Origin of the sequence: Streptomyces termitum (assembly GCF_014650175.1) — a bacterium.
In the GTDB taxonomy this organism is placed as follows: Bacteria; Actinomycetota; Actinomycetes; order Streptomycetales; family Streptomycetaceae; genus Streptomyces; species Streptomyces termitum.
Genome location: NZ_BMUL01000003.1, coordinates 285,566 through 298,015 on the forward strand (window position 1 = coordinate 285,566; position 12,450 = coordinate 298,015).

The 12,450-nt window shown below is 73.6% G+C and carries 14 protein-coding genes; 7 read left to right on the top strand and 7 right to left on the bottom strand.

The window, feature by feature from the left end; genetic code table 11:
• Positions 1 to 205: 205 nt before the first annotated feature.
• Both IE219_RS07440 and IE219_RS07445 read right to left on the bottom strand, forming a co-directional pair.
• Positions 206 to 463, bottom strand: a complete 258-nt coding sequence (locus tag IE219_RS07440; protein WP_003953983.1) for a WhiB family transcriptional regulator — start codon at positions 461 to 463, stop codon at positions 206 to 208.
• Positions 464 to 781: 318 nt separating this feature from the next.
• The gene (locus IE219_RS07445; RefSeq protein ID WP_189975756.1) at positions 782 to 1,750 is read right to left on the bottom strand and encodes a diacylglycerol/lipid kinase family protein; all 969 of its coding nucleotides are present in this window, start codon (positions 1,748 to 1,750) and stop codon (positions 782 to 784) included.
• A gap of 367 nt (positions 1,751 to 2,117) precedes the next feature.
• Here IE219_RS07445 and IE219_RS07450 point away from each other — a divergent pair, with 367 nt between their 5' ends.
• Positions 2,118 to 2,534, top strand: coding sequence for a hypothetical protein (locus tag IE219_RS07450; RefSeq protein ID WP_189975757.1), 417 nt, complete (start codon positions 2,118 to 2,120; stop codon positions 2,532 to 2,534).
• A 1-nt stretch (position 2,535) separates the two neighbouring features.
• Here the strand turns inward: IE219_RS07450 and IE219_RS07455 are convergent, their stop codons facing one another.
• The 3 genes from IE219_RS07455 to IE219_RS07465 form a co-directional block, all read right to left on the bottom strand.
• Positions 2,536 to 3,519, bottom strand: coding sequence for an RNA polymerase sigma factor SigF (locus IE219_RS07455; RefSeq protein WP_373298785.1), 984 nt, complete (start codon positions 3,517 to 3,519; stop codon positions 2,536 to 2,538).
• Positions 3,520 to 3,599: 80 nt separating this feature from the next.
• Positions 3,600 to 4,013 (bottom strand): ATP-binding protein, encoded by a 414-nt coding sequence (locus tag IE219_RS07460; protein WP_189975759.1) that lies wholly within the window; start codon positions 4,011 to 4,013, stop codon positions 3,600 to 3,602.
• Between the two features lie 277 nt (positions 4,014 to 4,290).
• Positions 4,291 to 4,551 (bottom strand): UBP-type zinc finger domain-containing protein, encoded by a 261-nt coding sequence (locus IE219_RS07465; RefSeq protein ID WP_189975760.1) that lies wholly within the window; start codon positions 4,549 to 4,551, stop codon positions 4,291 to 4,293.
• Positions 4,552 to 4,612: 61 nt separating this feature from the next.
• On the opposite strand from IE219_RS07465, the gene IE219_RS07470 reads away from it, so the two are divergent.
• Positions 4,613 to 6,208 (top strand): Na+/H+ antiporter, encoded by a 1,596-nt coding sequence (locus IE219_RS07470; protein ID WP_189975761.1) that lies wholly within the window; start codon positions 4,613 to 4,615, stop codon positions 6,206 to 6,208.
• Here the strand turns inward: IE219_RS07470 and IE219_RS07475 are convergent.
• Together IE219_RS07475 and IE219_RS07480 are read right to left on the bottom strand one after the other, a co-directional pair.
• Entirely contained in the window at positions 6,205 to 7,113 is a 909-nt protein-coding gene (locus tag IE219_RS07475) for a 1-aminocyclopropane-1-carboxylate deaminase/D-cysteine desulfhydrase (protein ID WP_189975762.1), read from the bottom strand. The two genes, IE219_RS07470 and IE219_RS07475, sit on opposite strands and share 4 nt — an antisense overlap.
• A gap of 124 nt (positions 7,114 to 7,237) precedes the next feature.
• The gene (locus IE219_RS07480; RefSeq protein WP_189975763.1) at positions 7,238 to 7,828 is read right to left on the bottom strand and encodes an N-acetylmuramoyl-L-alanine amidase; all 591 of its coding nucleotides are present in this window, start codon (positions 7,826 to 7,828) and stop codon (positions 7,238 to 7,240) included.
• A 252-nt stretch (positions 7,829 to 8,080) separates the two neighbouring features.
• Here IE219_RS07480 and IE219_RS07485 point away from each other — a divergent pair, with 252 nt between their 5' ends.
• The 5 genes from IE219_RS07485 (at position 8,081) to IE219_RS07505 (ending at position 12,408) form a co-directional block, all read left to right on the top strand.
• The gene (locus IE219_RS07485) at positions 8,081 to 9,493 is read left to right on the top strand and encodes a family 2B encapsulin nanocompartment shell protein (RefSeq protein WP_189975764.1); all 1,413 of its coding nucleotides are present in this window, start codon (positions 8,081 to 8,083) and stop codon (positions 9,491 to 9,493) included.
• 382 nt (positions 9,494 to 9,875) lie between these two features.
• Positions 9,876 to 10,916 carry a family 2 encapsulin nanocompartment cargo protein polyprenyl transferase gene (locus IE219_RS07490; RefSeq protein WP_189975765.1) on the top strand — a complete coding sequence of 347 codons (1,041 nt, stop codon included), beginning with the start codon at positions 9,876 to 9,878 and terminating at the stop codon, positions 10,914 to 10,916.
• Positions 10,917 to 11,034: 118 nt separating this feature from the next.
• Positions 11,035 to 11,622, top strand: coding sequence for a dihydrofolate reductase family protein (locus IE219_RS07495; protein ID WP_189975766.1), 588 nt, complete (start codon positions 11,035 to 11,037; stop codon positions 11,620 to 11,622).
• A gap of 36 nt (positions 11,623 to 11,658) precedes the next feature.
• On the top strand, positions 11,659 to 11,946 hold the full coding sequence (locus IE219_RS07500; protein WP_189975767.1) for a hypothetical protein: 288 nt from the start codon (positions 11,659 to 11,661) through the stop codon (positions 11,944 to 11,946).
• Positions 11,947 to 11,988: 42 nt separating this feature from the next.
• Positions 11,989 to 12,408 (top strand): DUF6304 family protein, encoded by a 420-nt coding sequence (locus IE219_RS07505; RefSeq protein WP_189975768.1) that lies wholly within the window; start codon positions 11,989 to 11,991, stop codon positions 12,406 to 12,408.
• Positions 12,409 to 12,450: the final 42 nt, after the last annotated feature.

Genomic DNA, 12,450 nt, shown 5'->3' on the forward strand with positions numbered 1-12,450 from the left:
AGAGCCGTTCACAGAAGGGGCGTTCACGGAAGTGACGTTCCGTGAAAGGCGCTTCACAGCAGCGAGCCCCGGACCGAAGGGAATTCGGTCCGGGGCTCGAATGCTGTTGGGGTACTGCGGTGTTACTGCTGCGTGCTGCGGCTCGTGGGGCGGTGATTGCGTACACGGTGTACGCGCCGCCGGCGCCTCAGGCTGTGCAGGTGGCTCAGGCGCTGGCGTTGCGCGCCCGGTTGCGGGCGGCGCGGCGCTTCATCGCGCGACGCTCGTCCTCGCTGAGGCCACCCCAGACGCCGGAGTCCTGGCCGGACTCGAGCGCCCACTGCAGGCACTGCTCCATGACGGGGCAGCGGCGGCAGACGGCCTTGGCTTCCTCGATCTGCAGCAGCGCAGGACCGGTGTTGCCGATGGGGAAGAACAGCTCGGGGTCTTCCTCACGACAAACGGCGTTGTGACGCCAGTCCATGGCTGCTACCTCTCTTGGTGTGACGTGCAAGTTGCTTGTGAATGTGAACGCTTTCACGAATCCCTCAACAAGTGAAGGGCCGACTGCCGGAGGAACCGGCGTGGTCCTTGGTTTTGAGGAGGGGTTCTGGCTTTCAGTGGAGGCCGGTGTTGCGGGCCGTCCCGATCGCCAAGAAGAGACTCGCAAACCTCGGCAGCGGATACAACCCCTTCCGAAAAGTTTTTTTGGATTCCTCGGTGTCGGCTAGGTCACAGCCGTACTTCTAAGGGGTGGATGCGCGCCTAAACGTTCGAGTGCAAGGACTTTCGGCCCTTCCACTCACACAATCACACGCAGTGCACGGCGAACGCCTGTGAACGTCACGCTCGTACGCAGTCCGAGGTGGTCTCCGTCCATCTGGAGGGGGAGTGGCGCCTTCGAATGCAAGGTGAAGCGGGTCAGGTCGTGCAGAGTCGTGGCGTGCTTGCCGCGAGGGCCCCGTTCCGGGGTCGAAGTGAGCAGCTGAGTGGCGTACCGGGCCACCGCCGGAGTGGACAGCCGGCTCAGTCCGAGGACGTCGAGCGCGGTGTCGAAGGACGCCTCCGGGGACGCGTACACCGGGCGATTGCCCAGGTAGGTCCAGGGGGAGGTGTTGCAGATTATGGAAAGGACGAGGTCCTCGACCGGATCGGCGCCGGGCCGCTCCAGGGTGATCGTCCCGTGCCGCCGGTTCGGCTCCTCCAGGAACTGGCGGAGCACCTGGCGGAGGTAGAGCGCGTGCGTGGACCGCTTCCCGCGCTCGCGCTGCTGTTCGACCCGGCCGACCACTCCGGCGTCGAAGCCGAGTCCGGCGCAGAAGGTGAACCAGCGGGACGGCACCTCCTCGTCCGGGGTGCCCGGGGTTCCCGAGGCGAGCCCGAGGCTCACCGTCCGGGTCCGCCGCTCGCGCAGCGCGTCCAGCAGGGCGCCGGTCGCCTCCACCGCGTCGTTGGGCAGTCCCAGCGCGCGGGCGAAGACGTTCGTCGAGCCGCCGGGCACCACCGCGAGCCCCGGCAGCCGGTCCGGGTCGGGCCCGTCGTGCAGCAGCCCGTTCACCACCTCGTTCACCGTGCCGTCGCCGCCCAGGGCCACGACCAGGTCCACCTCGCCCGACTCGGCGGCCTGCCGCCCGAGGTCCCGGGCGTGCCCCCGGTACTCGGTGCTGACCGCCTCCAGCTTCATCTCGCTGGCCAGCGCGTGGATCAGTACGTCACGGGTGCGGGCACTGGTGGTGGTGGCTGCCGGATTGACCACGAGAAGTGCGCGCATGCCCGCCAGCGTACCTACCCGGCGGTACCGATCCCACCCCCGCCCGCTCCCCGGACACCCCCCGCCCCACCTGCGGGCCACGGCACGGAACGGGCCCGGAGGGGCCGCGCGCGGCGGACGGGAACCGGTCGGGGCGGGCCGCCGGAGCCGTACGCACGGGGTCGTCCGCCCCCTACGGAAAGGGCTGTCGGTGCGGTACGCGAAGGGCTGTCGGCGCCGTACGGAAAGGGCTGTCCGCGCGGTACGGAAGGAGGCGTACGCGCCGTACGGCAGGGGGCGTCCGCGCGGTGCGGAAGGGGCGCGGGCGCCGGGCGGGAAGGGCCGCCCCGGCCCCGTGCCCGTACGCCTCCCCGTTACGCTGCCCTGCATGAGCAGTACGGAGCAGACTTCCCGCCCCTCCCGCCTGGCCGCCGCCGCGGGGGTGGCCCTCGTCGAGGCCCTCGGGCTCCTCGCCGGCGGCCTCTACGTCCTGGTGCGGACCGTCGCCGGCGACGGCGGGGACCTCACCGGCGGGACGACCGCGGGAGTGACCCTCGTCGCACTCGGCCTCATCCCGCTCGCCGCCGCGCTCGGCCTGTGGCGGTCCCGCTCCTGGAGCCGGGGCCCGGCGGTGATCACCCAGATCCTGGCACTGCCGGTGGCCTGGCAGCTGCTCCAGACCGAGGGCTTCATCCCCTTCGGGATCGTCCTCGCGGTCCTCTCCGTGACCGGGCTCGTCCTGCTGGTGAACCCGGCCACGACCGAGGCCCTCGGCATCCGGGGGCCCGGCCGCCGGGAGGGCTGACCTACTCCTCCACGAGGAGCTTGTCCCGGAGCTGCGCCAGGGTCCTGGCCAGCAGCCGGGAGACGTGCATCTGCGAGATGCCGACCTCCTGCGCGATCTGCGACTGGGTCATGTTGCCGAAGAAGCGAAGCAGCAGGATCCGCTTCTCCCGGGGCGGCAGGTCCTCCAGGAGCGGCTTGAGCGACTCCCGGTACTCGACCCCCTCCAGGGCCTCGTCCTCCGCGCCCAGCGTGTCCGCCACCGCGGGCGACTCGTCGTCCGTGTCCGGCACGTCCAGCGACAGGGTCGAGTAGGCGTTCGCCGACTCCAGCCCCTCCAGGACCTCCTCCTCGGAGATCCCCAGCCGCTCCGCCAGCTCGTGCACGGTCGGCGACCGCCCGTGCTGCTGGGACAGCTCCGCCGTCGCCGTCGTCAGCGACAGCCGCAGCTCCTGGAGCCGGCGCGGCACCCGGACCGCCCAGCCCTTGTCCCGGAAGTGCCGCTTGATCTCGCCGACCACCGTCGGCGTCGCGTACGTGGAGAACTCCACGCCCCGCTCCGGGTCGAAGCGGTCCACCGACTTGATCAGGCCGATGGTCGCCACCTGCGTCAGGTCGTCCAGCGGCTCGCCCCGGTTCCGGAACCGCCGCGCCAGGTGCTCGACCAGCGGCAGGTGCATCCGCACCAGCCGGTTGCGCAGCTCGGCCTTCTCCGGGGAGCCCTCCGGCAGCGCCCGCAGCTCCACGAACAGCGCGCGGGCGCCGCTGCGGTCGTGCGGCCGGTGCCCGCCGGAGGCCCCGCCGCCGGCGGCTTCCCCGGTCTCCCCGTCCTCGCCGGTTCTGTCGCTCTCGCCGGACCCGTCGCTGTCGCCGGTCTCGCCGCTCTCGCCGGGGGAGTCTCCGGCGTCCCGGTCCGGTCCGGCCCCCGGCTCCCCGGCGGCCGGCGGGGACGCCTCCTCGCCGGGGCCCGGGGGAGCCTCGTCGTGCTGCTGCTCGTGCTCGCTCATCTGGTCCGCCTGCTGCTCCGTAGCGACCTCATGCGGCCGTGCCTGCTGACCGGGGATGCCGGCCGTCGCGTCCCCGGTCCTCACGCCGGGCCTGGCCCCGCGCCGCGCTGTTTGTACAGGCTGATCGAGACCGTCTTGTCCTCCGCGACCGAGGAGTCCACCTTGCCCGCCAGTGCCGACAGCACCGTCCAGGCGAAGGTGTCGCGCTCGGGGGCCCGGCCGTCGGTGGTCGGCGCGGACACGGTCACGTCGAGGGAGTCGTCCACCAGCCGGAACACACAGCTCAGGACCGAGCCGGGCACCGCCTGCTGGAGCAGGATCGCGCACGCCTCGTCCACCGCGATCCGCAAGTCCTCGATCTCGTCGAGGGTGAAGTCCAAGCGCGCCGCGAGACCGGCCGTGGCCGTACGCAGCACGGACAGATAGGCACCCGCAGCGGGCAGCCGGACTTCCACGAAGTCCTGGGTCCCGGGCTCGCCTGCGATCTGGGACACCCTCACCTCCAAGGTGGCACAAACTCATTCGGGGCCCGGGGGAGGAGGCCCCCGAACCGGGCGGTACGCAGGGGCTGCGCAGTCCGCCGTGACGCTATCGCGATCCGTCCCGCCGTGTCGCCGGAAGCCCCCCGGACCCCGGTTCCGGCCCGTCACTCATGGTAGGCCCATGGGCGCGAAACGTGTCCGGGGGTGTGCGGGGCCGACGACGCCGACCGGCGGAGGGGTGACGTACCCACCGGCCGCCCCCTCGAACCGCCCCGGCCCGAGAACGTCCTCAGACCAGCGACTCGTCCACGAAACACCAGCGCCACGCCTCGCCCGGCTCGAAGCTCCGCATCACCGGGTGGCCGGTCGCCGAGAAGTGCCCCGAGGCGTGCCGCCCCCGCGAGGAGTCGCAGCACCCCACGTGCCCGCACGACAGGCAGAGCCGCAGCTGCACCGGGTTGGTCCCCTCGGCCAGGCACTCGGGGCAGGTGGCGTGGAGCGGGACCGGCTCGGGGCGCGGCATTTCCGCTACGTGCGGGCACTCGATCATGATGGCCAGGGTACGGCGACGGGACGCGCCGCGGCGGAACGGAACGGACGGGACGAAGCCCATGGACGCACTGCACCTGGTGGCCCTGGTCGCGGCGAGCACCGCGGTGGCCGGCCTCGCCCGCCGCACCCCCGTCCCGGCGCCCCTCCTCCTGGTGACCGTCGGCCTCGCCGCCTCGTACCTCCCGGGGATGCCCGACTACACCCTCGACCCGCACATCGTGCTCCCGCTGATCCTGCCGCCGCTGCTCTACACGGCGGCCGTCGAATCCTCCTACCTGGACCTGCGGGCCAACATCAGACCGGTCGCGCTGCTCTCCGTCGGGTACGTCCTCTTCGCCACCGTCGCCGTCGGCTGGCTCGCGTACCTCCTCGTCCCCGACCTGCCGCTCACCGCCGCCCTCGTCCTCGGCGCCGTCGTCGCCCCGCCGGACGCGGTCGCCGCCACCGCCATCGCCCGCCGCCTCGGCCTGCCGCACCGGATCACCACGATCCTCCAGGGCGAGTCCCTGGTGAACGACGCCACGGCCATCACCGCCTACAAGGTGGCCGTCGCCGCCGCCGTGGGGGCGGGCATCGGCTGGGCCGGCGGCCTCGGCGAGTTCGCCCTCGCCGCGATCGGCGGCATCGGCGTCGGCCTGGTCCTCATGGTGCCCATCCACTGGCTCCGCACGCGGCTCACCGAACCCCTCCTCCAGAACACCCTCTCCCTGCTCATCCCCTTCATCGCCTACGCCGCCGCCGAGGAGGTGCACGCCTCCGGGGTCCTCGCCGTCGTCGTGGTCGGCCTCTTCCTCGGCCACAAGGCGTGGAAGGTCGACTTCGCCACCCGGCTCCAGGAGGAGGCCGTGTGGAAGATGGTCTCCTTCGTCCTGGAATCCGCCGTCTTCGCGCTCATCGGCCTCCAGCTCTCCTACGTCGTCCAGGGCCTCGGCCCGTACGGCATCGGGGAGTCCCTCTGGTACGCCGCCGGGGTCTTCGTCCTGGTGGTCGTCGTCCGCTTCGTCTGGGTCTTCCCCGCCACCTTCCTGCCCCGCTGGCTCTCCGCCGGCGTCCGCGAGCGGGAGCCCGGCGTCGACTGGAAGGCCCCGGTGATCGTCGGCTGGGCCGGCATGCGCGGCGTGGTCTCCCTCGCCATCGCCTTCTCCATCCCCGTCGTCGCCGACGGCGTCGTCTTCCCCGCCCGCAACCTGGTCCTCTTCCTGACCTTCACCACCGTCATCGCCACCCTCGTCGTCCAGGGCCTCACGCTGCCGCCGCTCATCCGCGCCCTGAAGCTCCCCGGCCGCGACCGGCGGGCCGAGATCCTCGCCGAGGCCCAGGCGCAGAGCGAGGCGTCCCGGGCCGCCGAGGAACGCCTCGACACCCTCCTCGCCGACGAGCGCAACGCCCTCCCCGGCCCCCTCGCCGCCCGGCTCCGCACCGTCCTCGAACGCCGCCGCAACGGCGTCTGGGAACGGCTCGGCGCGGTCAACGAACTCACCGGCGAGACCGCCGACGACACCTACCGGCGGCTCGCCCGGGAGCTGATCGACGCCGAGCGCGAGGTCTTCGTCCGGCTCCGCGACGAGCGCCGCATCGACGACGAGATGATGCGGACCCTGCTGCGCCGCCTCGACCTGGAGGAGGCCGCCGCCCACCGCGAGGAGGAGGACTAGGCCGTGTCCTGCGGCAGGGCGTCCGGGGCGCCGGTGACGACCGCCGCGATCCGGGTCCCCGGTGCGAACGCGCCCTCCTCGGCGAGGGACACCAGTGCGAACAGCATTTTGGCGACATACAGCCGCTCGATGGCGAGTCCATGCCGCGCCTCGAAGTCCCGTACGAAAAGGTCCAGCTCGGGATTCGAACGGCCGTAGCCGCCGCAGTGGAAGCGCTCGTCCAGCCGCCAGTCGCCGCGCGGCCCGCCGAAGGCCGCCGCCTGGAGGGCCCGCACCTCCCCGCCCAGGAAACCGCCCCGCAGCACCGGCACGCCCAGCGCCCGCCCGTCGAAACCGGCTGCCAGGCCCGCCAGCGTGCCGCCCGTGCCGCAGGCCACCGCCGCCACGTCCGCGCGCCCGGACAGCTCCCGGCCGAGCGCCGCGCACCCCTCGGCCGCGAGCGCGTTGCTGCCCCCCTCGGGGACCGCGTACGTCCCCTCCGGCGCCCGCGCCAGGAAGGCGGCGAGCACCGCCGGCTCGTGCTTCGCCCGGTACGTGGCCCGGTCGGTGAACTCCAGCCGCATCCCGTCCGCCGCGCACCGCGCCAGCGAGGGGTTCAGCGGCCGCCCGGCCAGCTCGTCGCCGCGTACGACCCCGATCGTGGGGAAGCCCAGCAGCCGGCCCGCGGCGGCGGTCGCCCGCAGATGGTTCGAGTACGCGCCGCCGAAGGTCAGCACCGGCCGGCCGGCCGCGGCGCGCAGGTTGAGCACCAGCTTGCGCCACTTGTTGCCGGGCAGGTCGGGATGGATCAGGTCGTCCCGCTTCAGCAGCAGCGCCAGGCCGCGCCGGGCGAACCGCTCGTCCTCCACCGGCTCCAGCGGGGAGGGCAGCCGGGGCGCCAGCGCGGCGAGGTCGTCGGTCTCCACCCGGCCATTCTCACCGGTCGGAGGGGGTACGGGGGATCGGAGGGGGTGCGGGGGAGGGGCGGGCCGCCGGGGGCGGCGCGCCGGACGCCCGGCGCCCCGCCCCCTCGGGTCGGCGCGGCGCCTCTCAGCGCAGCACCTCGGCGACCCGCTCGCGCATCGACGCCATGGTGAAGCCGCGCGGGTCGACCTTCCCCGGCTGCCACTCCCGGTGCCCGATCACCGAGCGGTGGGTCCAGCCGTGCGCCCGGCAGATCGCCGCCGCCGCCTTCGCGATGGCGTCCAGCTGGACCTTGGGCCAGGGGTCCTCGCCGTCGCCGAGGTTCTCGCACTCGAAGCCGTAGAAGTGCCGGTTGCCGTCGGTGGTGGCCTCGTCGTCCGGCGGCAGGTTGTGCTCGGCGATCACCGCCCGCAGCACGTCGTCGTCGCCGAGCCCGGCGTGGTTGGCGCGCCCGTGGCCGACCAGGTGGACGGTGCCGTCCTTGGCGATCACGCCGTGGCAGAGCGGGCCGGGCAGCGCCGCGTAGCCGTCCCGGCAGATGCGGACGGTGCTCGCGGTGCCCCGGGTGACGGTGTGGTGGATCATCACCCCGTGCACGGGACCCCAGGGACCCTTGTGGTTTCTGTTGTGGGTGGACCAGGCGCCGACCTCGACGACCTTCAGACCCTCGCCGCGCAGTGCGCCGAGAACCCTGCTCGCGGACAGCGGAACCGCCATGGCGTGCTCCTTCCAAGCGGAACGGACCGAACTTCCGGAGTACCGGATTCCGTTCCGTCACCGCTACGCGTTCGAGCCACGTGCGAGCGGATTCGGACAGACCGGCCGGTCCTCGCGCTCCGCCGTCCGGCGGGAAATCGGGCGACATGCCCCGAAGACCTCCGAACAGTCCCACCCGATTGTGTAATGGCGCGGCGACGCTCCGTGCTGAAAGGCTCTCCTTCGCAAGCCAGACGTACGAGAGGGAGTTCCATGTCCGTTGGTTCGGTTGGCGACGAGGTCCTCGCGCAGCAGGCGCCGCAGCAGAGTCTCGGCACCGACGCCGCGCGGAACCTCGCCTCGACCACCAAATCGGCCCCGCAGATGCAGGAGATCTCCTCCCGCTGGCTGCTGCGGTCGCTGCCCTGGGTCGAGGCCAAGGGCGGTGCCTACCGGGTCAACCGGCGGCTCAGCCACGCGGTGGGCGACGGCCGGGTCACCTTCGTCCAGACCGGCGAGCGGGTCGCCGTCATCCCCGCCGAACTGGGCGAACTGCCCGCCCTGCGCGGGTACGAGGACGAGGAGGCCCTGCGCGAGCTGGCCGCCCGCTGCGTCCAGCGCGTCTACGCCCCCGGCGAGGTCATCGCCGCCGCCGGCGCCCCCGCCGACCGCGTCCACCTCCTCGCCCACGGCCGGGTCGAGCAGGTCGGCGAGGGCCCCTACGGCGACGAGGCCGTCCTCGGCGTCCTCGCCGACGGCTCCTACTTCGGCGAGGACGCCCTCCTCGCCGACGGCGCCGTCCAGGAGTGGACCGCCCGCGCCGCCACCTCCTGCACCGTCCTGGAGCTGACCCGGGACGACGTCACCGCCCTCGCCGCCCGCACCGGCTCCCTCGCCTCCCACCTGGCCGGCGTCGCCGGCCGCCCGGAGCGCCCCACCAACGGCTACGGGGAGGCCGCCATCGACCTCTCCGCCGGCCACGTCGGCGAGGCCCTCGTCCCGCACGCCTTCGTGGACTACGAGGCGGCGCCCCGCGAGTACGAGCTGAGCCTCGCCCAGACCGTGCTCAAGGTCCACACGCGCGTGGCGGACCTCTACAACCACCCGATGAACCAGACCGAGCACCAGCTGCGGCTGACCGTCGAGGCGCTGCGCGAGCGCCAGGAGCACGAGCTCGTCAACAACCGGGAGTTCGGCCTCCTCGCCAACTGCGACTACGGGCAGCGGATCCAGCCGCACGACGGCGTCCCCGGCCCCGACGACCTCGACGAGCTGCTCTCCCGCCGCCGCGACTCCAAGCTGTTCCTCGCCCACCCGAAGGCCATCGCCGCCATCGGCCGCGAGCTCAACCGGCGGGGCCTGGTCCCGGAGACCGTCGACGTGGCCGGCACCCGCGTCCCGACCTGGCGCGGACTCCCGATCTTCCCCTGCGACAAGATCCCGGTCACCCCGGCCGGCACCAGCTCCATCCTCTGCCTGCGCACCGGCGAGTCCGACCAGGGCGTCATCGGCCTGCACCAGACCGGCCTCGCCGACGAGGTCGAGCCCGGCCTCTCCGTCCGCTTCATGGGCATCAGCGAGCAGGCGATCATCTCCTACCTGGTCACCACCTACTACTCGGCGGCGATCCTCGTGCCCGACGCGCTCGGCGTCCTGGAGAACGTCGAGGTCAACCGCCGCCGCTGAACCCCGGCCGGTCCGGGGCCCCACCCCCGGCCCGGCCGGACCGGACCGCCCGCCCCGCGCGGGCGCGGTCCGGAGCCGGGGCACCCGCCGGGCACGCGCGGGGACGGCCGGCGTCCGAGAGGCCGCCTCGTCCCGCGTCCACGCGCCCGCCGGGCACGCGCGGGACGGCCCGGGGCGGCGCCCCGCCACCCCGCCCCGCCCCGCCCCGTCGGGCCTCCCGTACCGCCACCTCGCGCGGGCCCCTCGTACCGCCCCCGCCGCCCCTCCCCGTACGCCTTCCGTACCGCCGCCCCGCGCGGCGGCCCCGTACCGCCGCCCCCGTACCGCCCCGACCGCGCCTCGCGCGCGGCTCCCCGTGAAGGACGACACGACCGTGACCCTGATGAGCGCGGACCCCGTCACCGACGGGCCGGGCGCCGCGGAGCTCCTCGACCGGACGAGGACCGCCGTGGACCCCCAGCTCCGCTCCACCGTCGAGACCCTGCCCGGCTCGATACGCCGTGTGGCGATGTACCACTTCGGCTGGCAGGACGCCGAGGGCGCGCCCGCCGCCGGTCCGGCCGGCAAGGCGATCCGCCCCGCCCTGGTGCTCGCCGCCGCCCGCGCGCTGGGCGCCGAGGAGGACCGGGCGGTGAAGCCCGCCGCCGCCGTCGAGCTGGCGCACAACTTCACCCTGCTCCACGACGACATCGTCGACGAGGATCCGACCCGCCGTCACCGGCCGACCGCCTGGACCGTGTTCGGCATCCCCGACGCCCTGATGGCCGGCGACGCGATGAACGCGCTGGCGCTCCGGCTGCTCGCCGAGGACCCGCACCCGGCCTCCGCCGCGGCCACCGCGCGCCTGGCCGCCTGCGTCATCGAGCTGTGCGCGGGCCAGCAGGCCGACTGCGCCTTCGAGTCGCGCGGCCCGCGCGACGTCTCCCTCGACGAGTGCGTGGCCATGGCCATCGCCAAGACCGGCGCCCTGCTCGGCTGTTCCTGCGCCCTCGGCGCGCTCTACGCGGGCGCGGGCGAGGCGGAGGTGGCCGCGCTCGACGCCTTCGGCCGCGAGGCCGGGCTCGCCTTCCAGCTGATCGACGACCTGATCGGCATCTGGGGCGACCCGGAGCGCACCGGCAAACCGGCCGGCGCCGACCTCGTGGCCCGGAAGAAGTCGCTGCCCGTCGTCGCGGCGCTCACCTCCGGCACCCCCGCCGCCGACGAGCTGGCCGAGCTGTACTCCCGTACCGCCCTGGACGAGCGGGCCGTGCGGGCGGCGGCCGACGCCGTGGAGCGGGCGGGCGGCCGGGACTGGGCGCAGGAGCAGGCGGCCGAGCGGATGGGGCGGGCCGTCGAGCACCTGGCGCGGGCGGTGCCGGACCTCGCGGCGGCCGGAGACCTGCTGGCGCTGGCGGAGTTCGTGACCCGCAGAACGCGCTGACGGCCGGGGAGCCGGGAGAAGGGGCCGTCTTTCGGGGTTGCGCGACCACTACAGATGAAGCACTATGTCTGTCGTGGTCGCGCTCGCGGTCACGCCCCCGAACGGAACAGGATCCGGTTTGCGCAAGCTCACCTACTTCGTCGCCTGCACCATCGACGGCTTCATCGGCGACCCGAAGGGCGACGCCTCCTCCACGTACGGCTACGTCATGGGCGAGTACCTGGAGTTCCTCAAGGCCGAGTACCCCGAGACCGTCGCCGCCCCCGCGTGGCCCGTCCTCGGCATCGAACCCGGCACCCCCGCCCGCCGCTACGACACGGTCCTCCAGGGGCTCAACTCGTACCGGATCGGCCTCGACGCCGGGATCACCAGCCCCTACGCCCACCTCCGCGAGTACGTCGCCACCCGCTCGCTCACCGAGTCGCCCGACCCGAACGTCGAGCTGATCGCCGACGACCTCGTCGGCCGCGTCCGCGAACTCAAGGCCGAGGAGGGCGGACTCGACATCTGGCTCTGCGGCGGCTCCACCCTCGCCGGCGCCCTCGTCGACGAGATCGACGAACTCGTCGTCAAGACCTACCCGGAGGTCTACGGCTCCGGCATGCCGATGTTCGGAACCGGCTTCCAGGTGCGGGAGTTCGACCTCGGCGAGGTCCGCGCCTTCGACAACGGCGTGGTCGTCCGCACCTACACCAGGAAGCGGTAGCGGGCGGCCCGCCCCCGGGCGGCCTACCCTGGAAGCATGGGTGACGAGACGCCCCGTACGACCCGGGACCCGCTGGCCGCGCCCGCGTGCCCGGCCTGCGGACACCCGCTGGCCACCACCGCCACCCGGCACAAGGTCCTCGGGGCCTGGGTGCCCGAGTGGCGGACCCTGCCCTGCCGGAACCCCGACTGCCCGGACTACGAGGCCCCGGACGGCCCTTCGGGCGAGACGCCGGGGGCGGCGGGCTCCGGCGGAACGGAAGCCACTACCACGCAGGTCACCGGCAAGAAGGGCGAGAACGGGAGAAGTCCGGCCACAGGGTGACCGGCCGCGCGCCGGAGCCGGTCATACCGCTACAGTCCGCGCATGTCATCGGAGTCGACAGAAGTCTGGACCGGTTGGTACCGGGACCGCCATGGCGCGGAAGCGATCGTCATCACGGCCGACGGCGACCGGGTCGCCACCCGCGTCAGGGGAATCGAGTACACGGGCGCGAGCTTCGCCGCGCTCACCACCGCCGAGGGCGCCGAGCCCCTCACCAACTGCGTTCTGGAGTGGGACCTCCCGCTCCCCGTCGTCACCGGCACGACCTCCCAACAGGCCACCCTGGCCTGCCTGCTCACCCTCGGCGAGCGCGCCGACCTCAGCCTGACCCTGCACTACGGCGGCACCGCCTTCGAGGCGATCGTCGCCGGCGGAGACTTCGAGGGGGCGCTGGCCCGGCTGCGCGGCCAGCTCCCCGAGGGCTCCGACTTCGGCCGCCGACTCCTGTCGGCCACCGTGTGACGACGGAGCCCCCGGGGAAGGGGGCGCCGCCGACGGCACCGG